Source organism: Kitasatospora sp. NPDC048239 (assembly GCF_043202015.1).
Lineage (GTDB): Bacteria > Actinomycetota > Actinomycetes > Streptomycetales > Streptomycetaceae > Kitasatospora.
The window spans coordinates 94,371-114,789 of the sequence record NZ_JBICZP010000020.1 but is presented as its reverse complement, the minus strand read 5'-3'; the positions used below and the strand labels follow the sequence as shown (position 1 = coordinate 114,789).

The window sequence follows — 20,419 nt, the reverse complement described above, 5'->3', positions numbered from 1 at the left end:
CTCGGCGTCTGCGGGGCCCCGGCCCGGGTGCCCCAGGGCTCAGAGGTCGCCGTCGGTCCTGGTCGGCAGGCCGGTCTGGCCGGCCACGGCGTTCCAGAGACCGGCCGCCTGCTTCTTGGCGGTGGTGGCGGTGCCACTGGCCTGGACGGCGTTCTTGTAGTGCTGGTTGTCCAGCTTCTTGGGGTCGCAGCCGGCCTGCGAGTCCCCGGCCCAGGCCGCGTACTCGTCGTCGGCCGTCGCCGAGGCCTGCCAGGCCTGGTTGAGCTGGTCCACCAGCTGCTGGCCGCTCGGCAACTGGTCCGCCTTGAGCTTGGCGAGCTTCGCCTGGAGGTCCCGGCGCTTGCCCGCCGCCTCGGTCAGCGCCTGCTGGGACTCGGGCAGCTTGTCGCACTTCTGCACCGACCCCACCGCGCCGATCACCGCCTGGCGGCTGTCGTTGGCGGTGCCGAGCAGGTCGGAGAGCGCCTGCGCCTGGGCCTTGGCCTCCGGGCTGACGGCGGAGGCCACCGAACCGCTCGCGGTGGGCGCGGCACCGGTGGTGGCGCCGGTGGCCACGGGGGCGGCCTGCTTGCCGTTGCCCGGCTCCTCGTCGTCGCCGCTCATCAGGACGGCGACCAGGATGCCCGCCGCCACACAGCCGGCCACCACACCGCCGATGACCAGCTTTCCGGACGAGCGCCCGCCGCCCTGGCGGGTGGGGGCCTGCGTACCCGGGTACTCCCCCGCCGGCGGGTACTCCTGGGCCTGCGGGTACTCCTGGGCGGGCGGCTGGTAGGCCGGGTACGCCTGCTGCTGCGGCTGCGGCGGGTACCCGGGCGACGGGGCGGCCTGCTGCGGCATCGCCTGCGTCGGGTAGGCGTGGCTCTGATCCTGGTAGCCCTGCTGCGGGGCGCCGCCGGGGTACGGCGGGAGGTACTGGGTCGCCGGGGCCGGGTCGGCCGCCGGCTGCCCGCCGTAGGGGCCGCCCTGGGCCGGGATCCCCTCTCCCAGGTACTCCGGCTGGCCCGTCGGCGCACCGGGCGGCAGCTGCTGCCCGTGCGGGCCCGGCTGCACCGGCTGCCCCTGGGGCGGCTGGGGCTGCTGGCCGGGCTCCGGGCGAAACAGATCGTCCAGGTTGAAGTCACCCGAGTTGGGGTACGAGCGGCGCTGGCTCAACGCGTTTCCTCACCTGTGCACGACCGCGCGCTGACGGCGGACCACATCTCGTCGGTTCTTGGGAGCATCACAGTTCCTTGGACGTCGCGCCCACGCTACCGGTTCACCGAACCGGGTGACCACGTGGGCGGGACATCCCTCACCGGCCCCGCACGTACCGCGCCCGGGCGCTGATCAGGCGGCCTCCGCCTCCGCCCTGGCCTGGAACTCGCGGACCACCCGCTGCTCCCGGAACGGCTCCAGCCGGCGGCGGAACTCGTCGAGGTACTCCACGCCCCGGTTGGAGCGCAGCCCGCTCAGCAGCCGCACCGCCTGCGCGCCCGTCTCACAGGCGCGTTCCAGGTCCCGCTGCTGGAGCTGGGCCGTCGCCAGCAGTACGAGGTCCACCGCGCGGCGCCGGACCCTGGTCGGCGGGTGCAGGTCCAGCGCCCGCCGGGCATAGTGCTCGGCCGGACCGGCCTGCTCCAAGTCCCGGTGGCAGTGGGCCAGCTCGTCGGCCAGGTAGGCGTCGTCGAAGTGGACGATCCAGTCCGGGTCGTCCTCCGGGCGGCGCCGCTCCATCGCCTCCAGGGCCTTGGCCGCCACCGCCTCGCAGGACCGGGCGTCCCCCAGCAGGGCGTGGCCGCGCGCCTCGGCCGCGTAGAACATCGCCATCGCCGTCGGGGTGGCCACCGAGCGGGCGCCCTCCTGAGCGGCGCGGGCGAGTTGGGCGATCTCCCGCGGGTTGCCCAGGGTCGCCGCCAGGTGGCTCATCGAGGCGGCCAGCACGTACCCGCCGTAGCCCCGGTCGTCCGCCGCCTGGGCCAGCCGCAGCGCCTGGATGTAGTAGCGCTGGGCGAGGCCGGGTTGGCCGGTGTCCACCGCCATGTAGCCGGCCAGCTCCGTCAACCGGGCGACCGCCGCGAAGAGTTGCCGACCGGTCTCCTCCCGGTAGGCGCCGCCGAGCAGGCTGGAGACCACGCTGTTGAGGTAGTGGACGACCACCGGCCGGACGTGGCCGCTGCCGAAGCGGTGGTCCAGGTCGACCAGCATCGCGGTGGTCGCCTTGATCGCCGCGACATCGGTCGGGCCCACCCGCGGGCCGCCGGTCCGGGCCACCACCGGGTCGGGCGGGGTGATCAGCCAGTCCCGGCTGGGCTCGACCAGCGCGGAGGCGGCGACCGTGGCACCGGTCAGGAAGTCCCGCCGGCCGACGTCGCTGCGCCACAGCTCGCAGACCTGCTCCAGCGCGGCGTTCAGCGTCGGCGCGAACTGCAGCCCGATCCCGGAGCTGAGGTTCTTGCCGTCCGCCATGCCGATCTCCTCGACCGACACACCGCGGCCGAGCTTGCGGCCGAGCGCCTCGGCGATCACCGCCGGCGCCTGGCCGCGCGGTTGCTGGCCACGGAGCCAGCGCGCCACCGACGTCTTGTCGTACCGCAGGTCCAGGCCGTGCTCGGCCCCGCACAGATTGACTCTCCGTGCCAGACCGGCGTTCGAGCAGCTGGCCTCCTGGATCAACTGCTGCAGGCGCTCGTTGGGCTGTCGTGCGACAAGTGGTCTCGCGGCCATTGGGCTTCGCCTCCCCACACCCTCCGGTCCCGGCCGGCGGGCGACGATTCTGCTGATCTGTTGCCGACTGTCCGACCGTCCAAGGAATCTGACACCAGGTTAGCGATCAGCAACGCCAGCGGGATACCCACGGTGACGATCCCCACCCCCCACGCGCCCTGGGAAATGCTCCCGTGCGCCCCCACTGCGCCCGCCCCCGCCCACCCCAACTCGGTTGCCTCACCGGTTCGGGTGACATTGGCGCCACGCGGAAGACCGGCTCCCGCGCGGCCGTAACCAGCCTCACGCACGGTAGTTGAGCAGCGCGTGGAAGACATCCCAGGAGCCCCCGACCAGGGCGGCAATGCCGAACTGCCCCCGCTGCTCATCGAAGCCGTCAGCTACGCCGAGAACCGCCACTGGGAGGTCGCCCCGGGCGCCTGGCTGATCGACGGCGACGGTGCGGCCCGCTGCTCGTGCGGCGACCTGCGCTGCCCACTGCCCGGGGCCCACCCGCTGGACGCGGACTGGGCCCGCAAGGCGAGCGCCGGCCCGGGTGCGGTGCGCCGGTGGTGGACCGAGCGCCCCGCGGCGTCCATCCTGCTGCCCACCGGCCGCTCCTTCGACGTCCTGGACGTGCCGGAGGTGGCCGGCTGCCTGGCCCTGGCCCGGATGGAGCGGATGGAGCTCCAGCTCGGCCCGGTGGTCGCCGTCCCGGCTGCGCCCGGACGGGTCGGGCGGCGGCTGCACTTCCTGGTGCTCCCCGGGGTGGCGGCCAAGCTCCCCGAGATGCTCCGCAAGCTCGGCTGGCCGCAGGGCCGGCTGGACCTGGTGGCCCGCGGCGAGGGCGACTGGACGGTCGCCCCGCCCTCCCGGGTCGGCCCGTGCGGCTTCGCCCAGTGGGCCCGCTCGCCCTCCGCGCTGAACCGCTGGCTGCCGGACGCGGCCGAGCTGATCAGCCCGCTGGCGTACGCGTGCGGACGCGAGGCCCCCTCGGCGCACCCCCAGGCTGCCCAGCCGGCGGCGGTCCACTGAGCCGTCCGGTCCGGGGCCGACGGTGTGATTCACCGTCCCGTGGACGGCCGCCCTACGCCTATCGGGTGAGGGCGTGCACCGCGCGACACCCCGCGCGCGACTGACGGGCCTTGCCTCCCACCGGAGGCGGGGCCCGTCACACGTATGTCCGGATAAGGCTTCGGTGTACCCGCTGGTCAACGGCGAAAGCCCCTCGTACGAGTGACAACGCTCAAGGATTGCCATGATCTGCCGAGGGGAGAAATTCCACCGTGAGGGGACGCCGGAAGGGGCGCTCGGACGGGGAAGCCGGGCGGGGCGGTCGGGAGGGAACGGAGGGGAGCAGGAGGGGAACGGAGGGGAACGGAGGGGACGGGAGGGAACAGGAGGGGACCGCGGGGGCGGTCCGCGGTACCGGCCGGGTTCGGGGTGGCCGGTGCCGCGGGGCGGGAGGGACGGGGAGGACGAGCAGGGCCCGGTACTGGGGAGTACCGGGCCCTGCTCACGTCCTGCTCACGTCCTGCGACGCGTCGCGCCGCGACGGGTCAGACCTGCGCCACGAACACGTGCGCGGCGATCTCCTTGCCCAGCTCCGCGGCGTTGTCGCCGCTGCCCACCAGCACCCCGCCGATCCCGGCGGTGACCTTGACCGTCGAGCCCGGCCGGATGCCGGCCCGGCGCAGCGTGCGCATCAGCTCGCCGTCGGTCTGGATCGGCTCGCCGATCCGGCGGACCACCACGCTGGCGCCCGCGGCACCCGGCTGCACCGAGTCCAGCGAGATGAGCGCGGCGTCGAAGCCCTCGCCCTCGGCCTTGGCGTCGCCCAGCTCGTCCAGGCCCGGGATCGGGTTGCCGTACGGGGACTGGGTGGGGTGGCCGAGCATCGCGAGGACCTTGCGCTCCACGGTCTCGCTCATGACGTGCTCCCAGCGGCAGGCCTCCTCGTGCACCTGCTCCCACTCCAGGCCGATCACGTCGACCAGCAGGCACTCGGCGATGCGGTGCTTGCGCATCACGCGCACCGCGAGCCGGCGCCCCTCCTCGGTCAGCTCCAGGTGGCGGTCGCCCGCGACCTGGAGCAGCCCGTCGCGCTCCATCCGGCCGACCGTCTGGCTGACCGTGGGACCGCTCTGCTCCAGGCGCTCGGCGATCCGGGCGCGCATCGGGGTGATGCCCTCCTCCTCCAGCTCCAGGATGGTGCGAAGGTACATCTCAGTGGTGTCGATCAGCCCAGACATCGCCGCTGGCTCCGTTCCTCGGTGTCCTCACCGCCAATTCTGACGTACTGCGCAGACAACCGAGTCCGCGCCGGGGCCCCCGGGCCCGGTTTTCGTTCCTGTTGACAGCGGAGCCGCCGAGGCACCACGGTGCTCGCCGTAGCTTTCTCCACTGGCGGTCTGGACCACCCGGACCGCCCCACCCGGCCGGATCCCCCACCGGCAGAGAGCGAAGGCACCAGATGAGCGACCTGGTCGGCCGGTACTTCGACACCGCGATCGCCCACCTCCAGCGGGTCCGCGCGGAGGAGGCGGAGAACATCGAGGCGGCCGCCGCGCTGCTCGCGGAGGCGGTCTCCGAAGGGCGCCGAATCTTCACCTTCGGCTCCGGCCACTCCTCGCTGGCCGCCCAGGACGTGGTCTACCGGGCCGGCGGCCTCGTCCCGATGAACCTGCTGGACGTCCCCGGGATGGCCGGGGTGACGGTGATGCCGGCGCCGCTCTCCAGCGCGCTGGAGCGGGTCTCCGGCCTGGCCACCACCACCCTGGACCTCACCCCGGCGACCAGCGGGGACCTCCTCTTCGTCATCTCGCTCTCCGGCCGCCAGGTGATGCCGGTCGAGCTGGCCCAGTACGCCCGCTCGCGGGGCCTCAGGGTGATCGGCGTGACGTCGCTGGCGTACCCGGCCGAGGTCGCCTCGGCGCACCCCTCCGGCGGCTACCTCAAGGACCACTGCGACGTGGTGCTGGACAACAAGATCGCGGTCGGTGACGGCGAACTGACCCACCCGGCCGCCGAGACCACCTTCGGCCCGGTCTCCACCATCGTCACCAGCGCCCTGATGCAGGCCGTGGTCGCCTCGGCGGTCGGCCGGCTGGCCGATGCGGCGGCGGCCGGCACCGGCGCCACCCCGCCGCTCTTCCGCTCGGGCAACGTGCCCGGCGGCACCGAGTGGAACGCCAAGCAGATGGCCGACAACGCGGACCGGATCTTCTACACCTACTGAGACCGGCGGCGGGGCGCGCCCCGCGGCCGACCGGCGCGAGTACCGCGATATGGGACAACCTCCGGGCCTTCCCGGCCATTGCGGCCGGACCGGGGGCGTACCGGCGGGCGGGCCGGGGCAGGACAGCGGTGCGACCGGAGCGACGGGTGGGGGCCGAGGATGGCGTCGGGTGCGGGGCCGATGGGGTGGGTGCGCGAGCGGGAGCTGCTGCCCGAGCTGTTCTGGGCCGCCGACTCGGCCTCCCAGCAGGGCCAGCGCCGGGCCGTCCTGCTCTCCGCCTGGGAGCTGGCGCTGCTGGTGGTCGCCGCCGCGGCGGGCTCCGCCGACGGCGGCCCCTGGGCCTGGCTGGCCGCCGTCGCCTACCTGGGCGCGATCGCCCTGGCCGTGGTGGTCAGCCGGCAGAACCCGCAGGGCCTCTGGTACGAGGGCCGGGCGGCCGCCGAGTCGGTGAAGACGCTGGCCTGGAAGTTCGCCGTCCGCGCCGACGCCTACCAGCCGCCGCCGCGCAGCCTGCCGGACGCCGAGGGCCTGTACAGCTTCCAGCTCGGGCGGGTGCTGCAGGCCTTCCAGGGCAGCCGTGCGGTCGGCTCCCCGGCCGGTGCCGAGATCACCGAGGCGATGCGCGGCCTGCGCGCCCAGCCGCTGGCGGTCCGCCGCGAGGCGTACCTCCAGGAGCGGATCCAGGTGCAGCACGACTGGTACCAGGCCAAGGCCCGGTACTGCGCGCGGGCCGGCTTCTGGACCGGGGTGCTGGGCGTGGTGCTGCCGCTGCTCGGCCTGGTGCTGGCGGTGCTGCGCGCGATGGGCGAGTTCGGCTACGACGCGCTGGGCACCGTCTCGGCGGTGGCCGCCTCGGTCACCGCCTGGTCCCAGCTGCGCCAGTACCGCCCGCTGGCCGCCGCGTACTCCCTGGCCGCCGACGAGTTGGAGCTGATCCGGACCCAGCTGACCCGGCTGGACGTGCGGGCGGCCGACGCGGAGGAGGTCTGGGCCCGATTGGCGCGGGACGCCGAGGACGCGGTCTCCCGCGAGCACACCACCTGGCAGGCCCGCCGCGAGGTCCGCGGCCGGGAGCACTGAGGAGGCCGCGCGTGGCGTTACGGATGATCAAGACGGCGGACGGCCGCGCGCTCGCGGTCGAGATCCTGGGCGATCCGCGCGGGCGGCCGGTGTTCCTGCTGCACGGGACGCCCGGCAGCAGGGTCGGCCCGCACCCGCGCACCACCGTGCTGTACCGCCTGGGCGTCCGGCTGATCTCCTTCGACCGGCCCGGTTACGGGGACTCCACCCGGCTGCCCGGCCGCCGGGTGAGCGCGGCGGCGGCGGACGTGCGGACCATCGCGGACGAGCTCGGGCTCACCGACTTCGCGATCCTCGGCCGCTCCGGCGGCGGACCGCACGCACTGGCCTGCGCCGCGCTGCTGCCCGACCGGGTCGCCCGGGTGGCCGTCCTGGTCAGCCTGGCCCCCCGGGCGGCGGCCGGCCTGGACTGGTACGCCGGGATGACCCCGTCCAACGTGCGGGCCTACCGGGAGGCCGAGCGGGGCCACGACCGGATCGCCGACGCGATGCAGTTCCGCTCCCAGCAGATCAAGGACGACCCGGTCAGCCTGCTCAAGGGCCTGCGCCCCGAACTGCCCCCCACCGACCGGGAGGTGGTCGCCGATGCCGGGCTGCGGCGGATGCTGCAGAGCAACTACGTCGAGGCGTTCCGGCACAGCGCGGACGGCTGGATCGACGACGTGCTGGCGTTCACCGCCGACTGGGGCTTCAAGGTCGAGGACATCGCGGTGCCGACCTGGCTGTGGCACGGCGCGGACGACCAGTTCTCCCCGGTCGAGCACTCCCGCTGGCTGGCCGACCACGTCCCCGGCGCCAGCCTCTTCCTGGAGCCCGGCGCCGCGCACTTCGGCGCCTTCCGGGTGATGACGGCGGCGCTCGGCTGGGCCGCCGGATCCGACAACCCGTAAAGCCGGGTCAGACGGGCCCGGGGGTGCCGACCGGTGTCACCGGGGCGCCGCCGGCCAGCACCGCGAGGACGTTGTCGACGGCCAGGCCGCCCATCGCCTGGCGGGTGCGGACGGTCGCGCTGCCCAGGTGCGGGGCCAGCACGGCCCGCTCCTGGGCGAGCAGCTCGGCGGGGACGGCGGGCTCGCGCTCGAAGTTGTCGACGGCGGCGGCGAACAGCGCCTCCGACTCCAGGGCGGCGGCCAGCGCCACCTCGTCCACCACCCCGGCGGTCATGCTCACCACCACCGCGCCGGCCGGCAGCAGGGCCAGCCGGTCGGCGTCCAGCAGGTGTCGGGTGGCGGCGCTCAGCGGGCAGGTGACCACCAGGACCCGGGACTGCGCGAGCAGGTCGTCCAGCGGCAGCAGGCGGGCGCCCTCGGCCTCCTCGGACGGCAGCTCGCGGCGGTTGTGGTAGGCGACCGGCATGTCGAAGGCCCGGGCCCGGCGGGCGACGGCCTGCCCGATCCGGCCCATGCCGAGGACGCCCAGCGGGGTGCCGGACAGCTCCATCCCGAGCAGGAAGGTCGGCGCCCAGGCCCACGGGCGGCCGGACCGCAGCCACCGCTCGCCCTCGCCGAGCCGGCGGGTGGCGGCCAGCAGCAGCGCCCAGGCCATGTCCGCGGTGGAGGCGGTGAGCACGCCGGGGGTGTTGCTGACCAGCACGCCGCGCTCGGCACAGGCCGCCAGGTCCACGTTGTGGTGGCCGACCGCGTGGTTGGCCACGATCCGCAGGCCCGGACCTGCCGCGTCCAGGAACCCGCCGTCCACCACGTCGTCCAGGGTGGTGATGACGGCCGACCGGCCCCGGACGGCCGCCAGCAGCTCGGCGCGTGCCATCGGCAGCTCCGAGTCGTGCAGGGTGGCCGCGTGGTGCGCGGTGAGCCGTTCGACCACCCCGGGCGCGAGGCGACGGGTGACCAGGACCGGAGGCAGGGGCTCGCTCATAGGGCCCGAAGCATACGCGGCGTACGCCCCGGGCCCCCAGGCCGAGTCCGGGCCACGCTCGGCCCGCTCTCCCCGCTCGGCCCGCTCTCCCCGCTCGCCCTGCTCTCCCCGCTCGGCCCGCTCGCCCTGCTCACACCGGCTGCGGCTCCAGGTCCCGGTTGATCCGCTTCCAGCCCCGGGCCGAGACGGTGTTGGGGTGCTCCTCGCCGAACTGGCGGATCAGCTCGGCGACCGACCTGGCCCGCAGCTCGGCGGCCTGGGTGTGCCGGCCGGCCGAGCGCAGGGTGACGGCCAGGTTGGCCTCGCAGGCCACGGCGTCCGGGTGCCGGGGCGTGTACCGCTCGCACAGGCCCGTGTAGGCCGCGCGCTCCAGCTCCTCGGCACGGTCGTACTGGCCGTCGTCGCCGTAGGCGTTGGCGAGGTTGATCATCGCGTTCAGGGTGAACGGGTGCTCCGGTCCGACCGTGTTCATCAGCGAGTCGACCGTCGCCCGCCCGCGGTCGATCGCCTCCCGGACGTCCCCGCTGCCGCGCAGGTAGATGCCGAGGTTGTTGGCGCAGGCCAGGGTGAACGGGTGCTCGTCGCCGAACAGCCGCCGGTGGCCCTCGTACACGGTGACGGCGAGGTCGCGGGCCGCCTCCTTGTCGCCGGAGGCGCTGTAGTCGGCGGCGAGGTTGAGCGCGCAGGCCAGCGCGTCGGGCGCGTCGGCGCCGTACCGCTCCAGGTAGCGCTCGTAGGTCTCCTTGGTGATCCGGCGGGCCTCGGCCAGCTGTCCGGCCTTGCGCAGCGACACGGCCAGCGACTTGGCGTTGCGCAGGTTCTCCGGCAGGTCCGGCTCCAGCACGTCGCCGAAGTCGGCTGTGACCTCCTGGAGCAGGTCCGCCGAGCCCTTGTAGTCGCCGAGTTCGCGCAGGTCGCGGGCGAGGTTGGACTTGGTGGACAGGGTGTACGGGTGGCGCGGGCCGAGGACGGCGGTGCGCCGGTCCAGGGTCTCGCGGTCCAGGTCGCGGGCCGCCTCGCTGTCGCCGACCAGCCGGAAGTCGATCGCCAGGTTGTTCGCCATGGAGAGCGTGCGCGGGTGGTCCTCGCCGAACAACTCGCGGAACTGGTCGAGGATTTCACGGTCCAGTTCGAGTGCCTCCTGGAACCGGCCGAGCGCCCGGCGGTCGGCGCCCAGCGAGCCGGCCGTCATCAGGGTGTACGGGTGGTGCTCGCCGAGCAGCACCCGCTGGCGGGCCAGGGTGGACTCGTCGAGCGCCAGGGCCTCGGCGTAGTTTCCCTGCGAGCGCAGGACGTTGGCGAGTTGGAAGCGCAGCAGCAGGGTCTGCCGGTCGTCGATGCCGAGCTTGCGGCTCCACTCGGTGTCCAGCGCGTGGCCGAGGTCGCGGGCACGCTCCAACTCGCCGCGCTTCCACAGGTAGCGGACCCGGTCGATGAGCAGCTGACGGGTGTCGGCCTCGTCGCAGTTGTGCGCCTTGGAGGGCGAGAGGTGCGGCCAGATCTCGTCGAAGGCGGGCCAGTTGGCCGGGTCGTCGGTGTCGCCGAGCACCGGCCGGGCGCCGGTCAGGATGCGGTGCACCTCATGGACGGCGACCTCCTGCTCGTCCTCGGTCATCTCGGAGCGGATCACCGCCTGGACCAGCCGGTGCACCTGGAAGCTGTTGCTGCCGGCGTCGACCTTGGCGAGCGCGTACCGGCCGATCGCCTGGATCACCTTGCCCAGCATGAACTTGTCGTTGAGGTCCTCGTCGTACTTCACCAGTGCGCGGATCATCTGGTCGCTGTAGAAGAGGTTCATCGAGATCGGCTCCGGCGCGAAGAACGCGCAGAGCTGCAGCAGTCGGACGGCCGCCGGGGACTGCGTGCGAAGCCGGGCGATGGAGACGTTCCAGGTGGCGCCCACCGGCGTCGGGTAGTCGGCCGGGCGGGCGACGGCCAGCGCCCGGGCGGCCTCGGCCTGCAGCTGGGAGACGTAGGTGTCGACGGGCGTTCCGGTGGTGTCCAGCCAGGCCGCGGCGACCTCGACGGCCAGCGGCAGGTCGCCGACCGCCTCGGCGACCCGGTCGGCGTCGGGGCGGGAGAGGCCGCGGGCGCGCCGGCACAGGTGCTCGACGCTCTCGCCGCGGGTGAAGACGTCGACCTCGAGCGCCTCCGCGTGCCCGGACCAGGCCTGGTTGCGGGAGGTGACCAGGATGTGGCCGGAGCCGCCGGGGAAGAAGCGGCGGATCTCGGCGGGCTCGTCGGCGTTGTCGAAGATCAGCAGCCAGCGCGCGGTCGGGACCCCGCGCCGCAGCGCCTCCCGGGCGGCCTCGGCGGCCTCGGTGACCGAGTCGCCGACCCGCAGGCCGAGCCGGCGGGCCAGTTCGGCCAGCGAGGGGGCGACCAGCTCGGTCTGCTCGGCGTCGATCCACCAGACCAGGTCGTAGTCGGACATGAAGCGGTGCGCGTACTCCAGTGCCACCTGGGTCTTGCCGACGCCGCCGAGCCCGTACAGGGTCTGCGGGGTGGGCAGCACGGCGGCCATCCCGCCGCGCAGCTGGTTGCGCAGCTGCTCCAGGACGGCGGCGCGGCCGGTGAAGGAGGGGTTGCGCGGCGGCACGTCCCAGACCTGCGGCTTGCTGCCGGGGAACCGCGGGCCGGTGCCGGTGGTCTCGGCGAGCGGGACGTCCGCGCGGCCGAGCGCCCGCAGCAGGGTCTGCACCGACTGCGTCTCGTCCCGGCCGACCAGGTCGACCGGGTTGCGGTTGCTGAACGGCGCGGTGAGCCGGACGTCGCCGACCCGGACGGGCACCAGCTGGCGGCGGGTGCCGGACGGGTCGGAGCTGACCACGGACTCCCAGAGCGCGCGGGCCTGCGGCGAGCGCTGGTAGGCGGGCGAGAGCACGGCGACCGTCCGGTAGGCGGCGTCGATGCCCCGCTCGGTCTCCTGGCGGGGGTCCGAGCCGGCGCTCAGGTCCCGTGGCAGGACCCGGAATCCGGCCCGGGTGAGGACCGACTCGATCCAGTCCGCCCACATCCGGTCCTCGGGCACGTAGGAGAGGTAGAGGTCGGCCGGGACGGACGGGCGGCGGCGGGTGAAGGCGTCCACGTAGCGCAGCCGCACCTCCTCGTCGACGGCCGGCAGCGAGTTGGCCCGGCCCTCCGTGATCATGCTGGTCAGCCGCTCGCAGGCGGCCAGCATCGAGGTCGGGGCGCCGCCCTGGTCGCCGAAGGTGGCCAGGATCTCCTCGTAGGCGTAGAACGGCCGGTACGGGATCTCCACCGAGCCCCAGTAGTGGGCGAGTTCCTCGGCGGCGAGGCCGGCCGGCAGCCCGTCGAAGCGGATCCTGGCGAGCGCCCGGCCGGCGTCCGCCTTCTCCTTCTCGCCCTCGTCGATGCGCATCGGGACGGGCAGGATGCGGATGCCGCGCTCGCGGTAGCGGTCGTGGATGTGCTGGGCGATCCGGGAGGCGCCGTCGATGGACTGGTCGCTCAGGGTGAAGCAGACCACCAGGTCGTCGGGCATCTGCACGGTGCAGATCTCGGCGATGTCGGAGAGGCCGGTCCGGGAGTCGATCAGGACGTAGTCGTAGCGCTTGCTCATGTCGGCCCGCAGCGCGTCGAAGAACTGCCCGCCGTCGAACCGGTCGTAGAAGATGTCCCAGTCGAGGTGGGTGACGGCCTCGGAGTAGTCCCGGTTGAACTGGCCGGCGGAGAGGAAGTCCAGGCTGCCGCCGTCCGGGAAGAGCGGCCAGGCCAGCGAGAGCGCGTGCGGGTGCACCCGGGCGAAGTCGAGGTGCCAGCCCTCGGCGTGCTCGACCGGCCGCAGCGCCTCCTCCCGGTACTCGGCGATCAGGTCCATCATCCCGGTGGTGCCGGCCAGCACCGCCGGGTCGAGGAACGGGTGGAAGAACTTGGCCAGGCCCGGCGCCTCCAGGTCCCAGTCCACGGTGAGCACCCGGAAGCCGTTGGCGGCCAGGATCCAGGCGGTGTTGGCCAGCGCCATGGTGCGGCCGGTGCCGCCCTTGTACGAGTAGAAGGTGATGATCCGGCCGTTCCGGTCCTGCTCCGCCTCCCGTTGGGCGACGAACTCGGCGGCGCTCAGGCCGCCGACCCGGAGGTTCCTGGTCTTGTTCTCGCTCATGTGATTCCTCCCCCGGGCGCCCCGTCGTCCGGGTGGTCGCCTCCGTGGCGTTCTGGGTGGTCGTCATCGAACGGCGCGGGCCCGTCGTGCCCGCGCCGGAAGGCGTCCCGCAGGTTGGGCCGGGGCGGCGCCGGCTCCTCCGGCTCGGTCCTGGTCCGGCCCTCGAAGGCGTACTTGGCCTTCATCGCGGCCCGGGGAAGAGCGTCGTCGAACTCCTCCAGGCTGGTCAGTCCGGGCGACCCGCCCATGGCGCCGATGAAGCTCGGCCGGCCCGCGCGGCGGGTGATGCGCAGCGCCTGGTCGCTCAGACCGCCCAGCTCGCCGTGCCGCTCCTCGCATTCCGGGTCGTCCATGTTCCACGGCTCCAGGACGCTCACCCAGGTCGCGTCCGACCGGTCGAAGCGCCGGACCAGGTCGCGGCGCTGCTCGTCCCGCAGCGCCCAGCGGTCCAGCAGGAGCAGTCCGGGCGCGGTGGCCTCGCCCCCGATGATCGCGTCCGCCTCCTCCTCGAACTCGTGCACGGTCGGCTGGAACCCCAACTGCCGTGCCAGTCGGACGGCGTGCTGGGCGATCGGGGAGCCGGCCGGGCGGTAGGGGTGCCAGTCGGTGCGCTTGGCGCCGTAGTAGTCCGGGTTGCGGTCCGCCGGCACCTCGCCCTGGTGGTAGGAGAGCACGGAGATCCGCAGCTGCTTGGTCGGCGCGGTCACGTTGAACGCGCTCGGCAGCCCGTTGAACTCCAGCCGCCGCCCGACCGGGATCACCGTCTCCTCCGCCACCTGCACGATCCGCGCCGCCAGCCGGTGCACCGCCAGCTCGTACGCGGACCGGAAGTAGGTGAGCTTCATCAGCGCGTAGAGGCCCTCGGTGGCGTAGTCCGGGCCGAAACTGGCGTGGTTGAACTGGAGTTCGCTCGCCACCTCGGGCAGCCGGTAGCGGCTCATCGGGGCCCACAGGACCGGGACGATGCCGCTGGTCCGCTCGGAGTCGATGTTCGCCGGGTAGACCGGCCGCCGGGTGAAGGAGTGCCACTCCTGGCCGCACGGAACGCTGTTGAAGTAGCGCGGCGAGTACAGCGGCACGAACACCCGGCAGGTGGCCAGCTCCTCGGAGAGCCGGTCGGCCCACAACTCGCCCTGGTGCATGGACTCGTCCATGAACCCCACCTGGACGCCCGCGGGCACGGTGGTCAGCTGGAGCACCGCCTCGCACAGGTCGCGGTACAGCTGCCGCACCCAGTGGTTCGGGTCGCCGGCCCCCCGTGCACCGGCCTTCGGGGTGTGGGCGTAACTGAGGAAGAAGTACGGCCGGGCTGCGTCCTCGTCCCAGCCATGGTCGTTCACACGCGCCTCCCCCTGGCCCGCCGGCAACCTGATTCCCGCAGTCCCCGCACGCGGGGCTTCAGTGTAGGAACGACTGAGGGGCTAATGGAATAGCACATCGACCCGGGCGAGTTGACATGGCTGTAACGATCGGGGGCGCACGGCCTGCACCGGTAGCCGCCCCGGCGCACGCGGCAGCAGCCTTCACTCCGGCCGGCGAGGCCCGCAACTCCCCCCGAGCCCGACGCCTTCCCCTCCGACCTGAGCCCCGCATGCTTCCCGGCGCCGCACCCCCGCCGTCACTACGGCGGGGGCATGAGGCAGGGGGTGTTGACTCCCAGGGCCATGCGATCGTCGCCCGCCGTGCTGGAGACATCGACGTGGTAGTTGCTGACCGGGTGCCGGGCGAAGACGAGAGACTCCGGCGAATGGTCGGGCATTTCCCGGTAATCGGTGATCTTGAGGCCCTCACTCGTGAGCAGGTCCCTGACCTTGCGGACGACCTCGTTGTGTTGGGCGTTGGGCACATTGCTGTGCACCGCGTAAGCGAGGGTGAACCGGGCGTCGGGCGCCACCTCTCCGTTCCTTCCCACGCAGGAGGTGAAGAACGGCTGGACGGGCTCATCGTTGATCTTGATACCGGCGACCTGGGCCAGGTGCGCGACGAACTGCCGCGCCCAGTCCTCGGCCTCCTCACGGGACTTGACCGGCAGTGGGTCGTCCTTGCCCGGGGTGGCCGACGCGCCTGGGACGGGAGCGGAGGACATGCAGGCTCCAAGGGCTGTGGCCATCAGCACGGCGCCCAGAAGGCGGCCTGCACGAACGGCGGCGGTGTACGGGATTGCCATGACTGTGGTCCTTCGGCTGCGTCGGGACCTCAACGGGGGATCGACCCCCAGAGCAGGTCCTCCTTCGGGGAGGTAGTCGGTTTCTGCCCGACCATGACCTTCGCCTGATTGGCCAGACTGTCGCTGCCCTCGTCCCAGTACCCGCCGTGCCCTGAGGTATCGATGTGGATGTTGGTCCCACCGAACCCCGCAATGTGCGGACCAGGGCCCAGGGTCCACCCGCCAACCAGCCTGGTCGCGTCATCGGCAGCCTCACCGATCCACAGGTGCTCGGGAGCCGTGTGCAACTGATCGGCCGAGCTGACTCCCATGCCAGGGCTGCCCAGGGTGACAATGTCGTCGGCGTGCAGACCGCCCCCGTCACTGTCGGCGACGCCCACCGCATAGCTGCCATAGCTGTGCGCGATGTAGGTGACGTGACTCTTCGGTGTGCCGTGTGCTTCTCCGAGGCCGTTGGAGAAGCGCCGCATGTCCTCGGCTCCGTCGACCCCGCGCATGGGGTTGGCAGCCTCCGCCAGGCTCTCGGGTGTGTCATAGCCGAGGTAGGAGATCACAGCGACCCTCTCGCCGGACCTGGCGTACGTCTCGGCCTGATGCTGAAGCTGCTGGATACGCGTGATCTGCCCCGGGACACCCGTGAGATCCGTGTTCGTGCCGGGGACGAATACGGTGGTGTGTGCTGCCGTGTCCGGATTTCCCGTTGCGACGATCGCGCGCCCGTCCCCGCCGTATGCCTCGGGGTCGAGGCCGAGGAGAAACATCTGGTGCGCTTCGTCCTTCCCTCCGTCCTTCTCGGCGAGCTTCCTCCTGGTCTCCGCCAGCGCTTCCACGCGCCTCCCGTACTCCTTCTGATCGAGGCCGAAGTCTGCCGGGCGGCCCGCTTCGAGCGCATCGAGCTTCTGGTCGAGGACAAGCCGGTTGGCCTTGTCCCGTACCGTGGCCGGCAAGCCGTCCATCCGACCCAACTCCGCTGGGCGTAGGGCGAGGTAGGTGTCCTGCTGCTCCGAAGTCAGGCCTTTCCACCACTCGGCCGACCTCCGCGGGTCCTTGCCGTCCGGCATGTACTCACCCGCGAGTCCCAGATCCCTCATCACCTCCGCGGCATCTAGCCTGGTCTCCGCGATCGCGCCGTAGCCCCGCCTGTCGCCCAGAATGTCGGCGCCCAGCCTGTTGAGGGCGGTCCTGCCCTGGTCGCTGGCGTCCTGCGCGGCCTTCACAGCTGCGTTGATCCGGTCCTGATAGGCGCCTTTCGCCGAGGCAAGCGCGCGACGGGCCTCATCCACCCGGGCATCCTGGTCATGGCGCTCGTCCCAGGTCTGCGTCGGCAGGTCGACGACGCCCTCAGGTGAGACCGTCAGCCCCGCGTCCTGGGCGCGGTGGACCGCGTCCGCAAGGCTGGTCTTCGCCTGGTACATCCGGTCTGCAACGGTGTTCAGCGTCAGGGCCACCGTCTCGGCCTCCACCCGGACGATGTCCACCTGCTGCTCGGTACGGGTCATGTACTCGAAGGCCGCACCGGCGTCGGCGCCACGCCAACCCTGGTGCAACGGCCCACTGACCTGGGCGCGGTGACGGGAGTCCACAGCGCTCGCGGCATGGGCCAGCGCCTTCCAACTCTTTGCGGCGTCGCGCAGGCCGTGCGGGTCGAACTTCAGCAGGAGCTCATAGGAACTACTCACTCCACGCCCCCCTTCCACGCCCCGGCGATGGCCTGCTCGTTTCGGTCGTACGCGTCCGCGTTCGCCACCAACTTGGTGGCGGTGGACGCCAACCGCTGCCGAACCCCGTCGAGTGGAGCCGCCCAGCCCGCCCCCAATTGATCCAGCGCGCCGGCCACAGACCAGCCGGCCAACTGCCCCGAGGCCGCCTTCGCCGCACTCAGCGCGGCGGTGATCGGCGCGGCGAACTCCTCCCCCAGCGCTTGTGACACTCCCGCCGAGTCGCGCAACTCCCTACCGACCTTGATGTCCGGCATCGTGATCTCCCCCCGGAGACGGCAATATGAGCGCATGCGAACCATGCAAGCCAAGGAGCGACCCTACGCTCACGACGTCGCGCTACGCATCCGAACGAGCACCCAGATGCTACGTGCCGACTCGACGCTTGTGTTCGATTCCACCAACTCGCCTGTTCAGATGGCGTGGCGCGACGGCAGAGGCCATGCGAACCATCGGGCCTGGGTGCGGCGGCGGGCCTCGCCCCGGTTGGCGAGGCCCGCAGGTCACCCTCCCCCGGCACCGCCTGGCGGACCGGGCGGGTCGGCCCGCTCGCGCACCGACCTCGTCAGCACCTGACCGGTCCCGCCGACGACGGCCGCCACGATGATCAGGATCAGCAGCCCCGTCACGCCGCACCGCCGGACGCGAGGGGCCTCCCGCATCGCCATCCGAGCCGCCAGGCGAGGCCGTGCATCAACTCCTCCCCCTGCGCCCGGGTGAGCCGGAACAGCAGTTCCCCGTCCGGCCCGGCGTTCACGGGCTCGTCGACCGCGAGCCGCACCTGCACCGACAGGTCGCAGGACGGTTCGACACCGAGATAGGGGACGGTCGTGGCGCTGCCCGTGGTGCTGCTCACTGCCGACCACGCTCCCGCCTGAACTCGCGCAGCAGGGCGAGGAGGTTGATCACGGTGCTGGTCGGGCCGTTGCCGAAGGAGACCAGCACCCGGCCGTCGACGACGCTGTGGGTGGTGGCGGAGGGCAGCAGGATGCCGAACTCCCGCCCCTCGGCCTGGAGATCCGCGATCATCTCGGCCACCTGGCGCTCGGTGAGCAGACGGATCCCGGGGTCGGCCGGCTCGACCGGCTGGAGGGCGCTCACGCGGCGCAGTCCAGCTCGAACCAGATGTCCTTGCCGCGCTTGCGGGGCTCGGCACCCCAGCGGTGGGTGAGGCCCTCCACCAGCTGGAGGCCCCGCCCGGACTCGGCGAGGTCGGCGGGGGTCCGCCGTTCGGGGAGCTCGGAGCTCTCGTCGGAGACGGAGACCCGCAGCGTGCCGCCGAGGAGGACGACGAGGACCGCCGGGGAGGCCGTCCGGCCGTGCCGCCAGGCGTTGACGATCAGCTCGGCGAGGGCGAGTTCGGCGCCGAAGATGGCGTCCTGGTCCCAGCCGCCACGCGTCATGGCGTCGCTCAGGGCCTGCCGGGCGAGGGTGAGGGAAGGGGTGTTGAGGTTACACACGGGGAATCTCCCTGCGGTGTAGAGGGGGCACACCTGGAGGGTCTGTCGCCGTGAGCAAGCTCGGGGCGGCATTGCCTCCGGTGAACGTCAGCTCCGACGGGCGGCTGCCTACAAGGCGCGACTCATGGGGCCTGCTCCAGCACGTCCTGTACAAGCTTCACTAGGAAGGGTGCGCAATGCCCCAGGACCTCACCTGGCAGAAGTCATCCTTCAGCGGGAACCAGGCCAACTGCGTAGAGATCGCCACGGACGGTGACGTCGTCTACGTCCGTGAGTCCGACGACCCGGCCAAAGTTGTCACAACCACCAAGGCGAAGCTCGACGCCTGGATCCGCGGCGCGAAGGCCGGCGAATTCGACCACTTCGCCCTCTGACCACTCTCACAGGCGGCTCCCGTGTCCACACGGGAGCCGCCTGCGCGTCCCCGGGCTTCCGGGGTCCGGCGTGGGCCGCGACTACCGGTGGATTCCGGAGACCTCGAAGGTCTGCACCGAGCGCGCCGGGAACTGCGACCAGAAGCGGCGTCCGCTGATCCGCGTGTCCTGGCGGTGCTCGTAGCGCCTGCCCCCGTCGAACTCGGTGCACCACCGGTCGACCATGGTCCCCTCCGCGGGGATCACGCCGAACCGGGAGAGGTGGACGTCGATCCACTGGGTGTCCCCGCTGTTCACCACGACCACGACCAGCTTCCCCGCGTCGTCGTCGTAGGCCGCCACCACGTCCGGATGTCCCGCGTCGATGATCCGCATGCCGGGCCGGATGTGCCGGGTGTAGTGGGCCAGGACGAAGAACTTGGTGTTGACCGCGGAGACCTCCGAGCCGTCGAACCCGATCGCCCCGTAGCCGCCCGTGTCGAGGATCTGCCAGTAGACGAAGGCGGTCGCGTGGAGCTGCCGCAGCTCGCGGTGGATGTTGTCGGCGAGGAGGCCCCCGTCGGCGCGCCAGTCCGTGTACTCCGACTGCCAGATGCGCTTCCCGGCCGCCGCGGTGGCCGCGTACAACGGCTCGCGCGCCTGGCCTGGGGAGTAGCCGTGCACGTTGACCTTGTCGATCCGCTGCCGGGTGTCGTCGTCGAGGGCGTTCCAGGTGGACAGCGCCGAGTCGTAGTTGTACTCGTCCAGCCCGGCCACCTGCATCCAGCCGAGGCCGCGGACGTCCAACTGTGTCCGGGTGTGCGCGATGAGCTCGGCCTGCTGGGCCGGGGAGAAGTGGCAGCCCTCCTGCTGGTGGCCCCACGAGGAGTGGCCCCACCGCGCCCCGGGTTCGTTGACCGGCTGGACGGAGGAGAAGTCGATCCCCCAGTGGTCGTGCGCATAGCGCGCCACCGTGGCGAGGTACACGGCGTGCCGCCCGAAGTCGCGGTCGTTGAGGTTGCAGTTCCCGTCGTCCGCGCCGAACGGGTCGTTGTTCTTCAGCATCCACCACATCGGCGAGTTGGAGAACAGTTCGAAGACGTCCGCCCCGCGGTCCCGGGCCAGCCACATCATGTCGCGCTGCCGGGCGTCGGCGTTCCAGTTCCAGCTCGACGAGCCCGGATCGTCGCTGTACCAGTCGAGTTGGTATCCCTCGATGTGCTTGTAGTCGTCGATCACGGGCGCGGGCGCCATCGTCCGGCCCTCGATGCTGTTGGTGCCGGAGGCACCAACGTTGTACCGCACGATGTTCAGGCCGAGGCCCGGCACGGTCTGGCCGAGGAGCTGCGTCTGACCGCGCCCGAACAGGGCGTCGGCGAGGGCCGGGTCGGGCCCCACGTGCTTGGCCCACCAGCCGAGCGAAGTGCCCCAGCCCTCCCAGACGCCCCAGTCCGTCTGCGGGTCCACCATCGTGGCGAAGTCCGCGCGGGCCGTCCCGGCCCCCAGCGCCATACCCGCCGCACCCGCCGGCAGCGCCGCGAGAGCGCGCAGCATGCTTCGACGACTGATCATCGAACCCTCCCCAGGACTCCGTCAGCCCCTCCCCAGGGCGACGAAGTCGATCTTGCACCAACCACACGGGAGACTCAATGGCTCCCGGGCACACTGCCGGCCGGGCCCTCGCCGGCCGGGCCCTCGCCGGCCGGGCCCGCCATCGGTT

The 20,419-nt window shown here is 72.5% G+C and carries 18 protein-coding genes; 5 read left to right on the top strand and 13 right to left on the bottom strand.

Annotation, left to right across the window (positions count from 1 at the left end; genetic code table 11):
* Nucleotides 1-39: 39 nt before the first annotated feature.
* Nucleotides 40-1,155: a hypothetical protein gene (locus ACGFZP_RS35485; RefSeq protein WP_392940822.1), complete on the bottom strand. Its 1,116-nt coding sequence runs from the start codon at nt 1,153-1,155 to the stop codon at nt 40-42.
* 174 nt (nt 1,156-1,329) lie between these two features.
* The gene (locus tag ACGFZP_RS35480) at nt 1,330-2,706 is read right to left on the bottom strand and encodes a transcriptional regulator (RefSeq protein ID WP_387942166.1); all 1,377 of its coding nucleotides are present in this window, start codon (nt 2,704-2,706) and stop codon (nt 1,330-1,332) included.
* A gap of 306 nt (nt 2,707-3,012) precedes the next feature.
* Between ACGFZP_RS35480 and ACGFZP_RS35475 the strand changes: the two genes are divergently transcribed.
* On the top strand, nt 3,013-3,720 hold the full coding sequence (locus ACGFZP_RS35475; protein ID WP_392940820.1) for a bifunctional DNA primase/polymerase: 708 nt from the start codon (nt 3,013-3,015) through the stop codon (nt 3,718-3,720).
* Between the two features lie 524 nt (nt 3,721-4,244).
* On the opposite strand, the gene ACGFZP_RS35470 is transcribed toward ACGFZP_RS35475, so the two are convergent.
* Nucleotides 4,245-4,937, bottom strand: coding sequence for a metal-dependent transcriptional regulator (locus ACGFZP_RS35470; protein ID WP_392940818.1), 693 nt, complete (start codon nt 4,935-4,937; stop codon nt 4,245-4,247).
* Between the two features lie 221 nt (nt 4,938-5,158).
* Here ACGFZP_RS35470 and ACGFZP_RS35465 point away from each other — a divergent pair, with 221 nt between their 5' ends.
* From ACGFZP_RS35465 to ACGFZP_RS35455, 3 genes are all read left to right on the top strand, one after another.
* Nucleotides 5,159-5,923 (top strand): SIS domain-containing protein, encoded by a 765-nt coding sequence (locus ACGFZP_RS35465; protein ID WP_392940816.1) that lies wholly within the window; start codon nt 5,159-5,161, stop codon nt 5,921-5,923.
* Between the two features lie 180 nt (nt 5,924-6,103).
* Nucleotides 6,104-7,003: a DUF4231 domain-containing protein gene (locus tag ACGFZP_RS35460; RefSeq protein ID WP_392940814.1), complete on the top strand. Its 900-nt coding sequence runs from the start codon at nt 6,104-6,106 to the stop codon at nt 7,001-7,003.
* Nucleotides 7,004-7,026: 23 nt separating this feature from the next.
* Complete coding sequence (locus ACGFZP_RS35455; RefSeq protein WP_392940845.1) at nt 7,027-7,893, top strand: alpha/beta fold hydrolase; 867 nt, start codon at nt 7,027-7,029, stop codon at nt 7,891-7,893.
* A gap of 7 nt (nt 7,894-7,900) precedes the next feature.
* On the opposite strand, the gene ACGFZP_RS35450 is transcribed toward ACGFZP_RS35455, so the two are convergent.
* From ACGFZP_RS35450 to ACGFZP_RS35410, 9 genes are all read right to left on the bottom strand, one after another.
* Nucleotides 7,901-8,878, bottom strand: a complete 978-nt coding sequence (locus ACGFZP_RS35450) for a 2-hydroxyacid dehydrogenase (RefSeq protein WP_392940812.1) — start codon at nt 8,876-8,878, stop codon at nt 7,901-7,903.
* Between the two features lie 130 nt (nt 8,879-9,008).
* Nucleotides 9,009-13,001 carry an FxSxx-COOH system tetratricopeptide repeat protein gene (fxsT, locus tag ACGFZP_RS35445; RefSeq protein WP_392940810.1) on the bottom strand — a complete coding sequence of 1,331 codons (3,993 nt, stop codon included), beginning with the start codon at nt 12,999-13,001 and terminating at the stop codon, nt 9,009-9,011.
* Nucleotides 12,998-14,341 carry a TIR-like protein FxsC gene (locus tag ACGFZP_RS35440; protein WP_392940808.1) on the bottom strand — a complete coding sequence of 448 codons (1,344 nt, stop codon included), beginning with the start codon at nt 14,339-14,341 and terminating at the stop codon, nt 12,998-13,000. The genes fxsT and ACGFZP_RS35440 overlap by 4 nt, the downstream gene beginning before the upstream one ends.
* 281 nt (nt 14,342-14,622) lie before the next feature.
* Nucleotides 14,623-15,168: a hypothetical protein gene (locus ACGFZP_RS35435; RefSeq protein ID WP_392940807.1), complete on the bottom strand. Its 546-nt coding sequence runs from the start codon at nt 15,166-15,168 to the stop codon at nt 14,623-14,625.
* Between the two features lie 29 nt (nt 15,169-15,197).
* On the bottom strand, nt 15,198-16,847 hold the full coding sequence (locus ACGFZP_RS35430; protein ID WP_392940806.1) for an alpha/beta hydrolase: 1,650 nt from the start codon (nt 16,845-16,847) through the stop codon (nt 15,198-15,200).
* A complete protein-coding gene (locus tag ACGFZP_RS35425; protein ID WP_392940804.1) occupies nt 16,844-17,143 on the bottom strand; it encodes a hypothetical protein in 300 nt (99 codons plus the stop codon). The genes ACGFZP_RS35430 and ACGFZP_RS35425 overlap by 4 nt, the downstream gene beginning before the upstream one ends.
* A gap of 368 nt (nt 17,144-17,511) precedes the next feature.
* Nucleotides 17,512-17,742 (bottom strand): hypothetical protein, encoded by a 231-nt coding sequence (locus ACGFZP_RS35420; RefSeq protein WP_392940803.1) that lies wholly within the window; start codon nt 17,740-17,742, stop codon nt 17,512-17,514.
* Nucleotides 17,739-17,987 carry a hypothetical protein gene (locus ACGFZP_RS35415; RefSeq protein WP_392940801.1) on the bottom strand — a complete coding sequence of 83 codons (249 nt, stop codon included), beginning with the start codon at nt 17,985-17,987 and terminating at the stop codon, nt 17,739-17,741. Before ACGFZP_RS35415 ends, ACGFZP_RS35420 begins: the two co-directional genes overlap by 4 nt.
* Nucleotides 17,984-18,346, bottom strand: a complete 363-nt coding sequence (locus ACGFZP_RS35410; RefSeq protein ID WP_392940799.1) for an ATP-binding protein — start codon at nt 18,344-18,346, stop codon at nt 17,984-17,986. The genes ACGFZP_RS35415 and ACGFZP_RS35410 overlap by 4 nt, the downstream gene beginning before the upstream one ends.
* A gap of 176 nt (nt 18,347-18,522) precedes the next feature.
* Here ACGFZP_RS35410 and ACGFZP_RS35405 point away from each other — a divergent pair, with 176 nt between their 5' ends.
* Nucleotides 18,523-18,720: a DUF397 domain-containing protein gene (locus ACGFZP_RS35405; RefSeq protein WP_392940797.1), complete on the top strand. Its 198-nt coding sequence runs from the start codon at nt 18,523-18,525 to the stop codon at nt 18,718-18,720.
* Between the two features lie 81 nt (nt 18,721-18,801).
* Here the strand turns inward: ACGFZP_RS35405 and ACGFZP_RS35400 are convergent, their stop codons facing one another.
* Entirely contained in the window at nt 18,802-20,271 is a 1,470-nt protein-coding gene (locus tag ACGFZP_RS35400) for a glycoside hydrolase (RefSeq protein ID WP_392940796.1), read from the bottom strand.
* Nucleotides 20,272-20,419 lie beyond the last annotated feature (148 nt).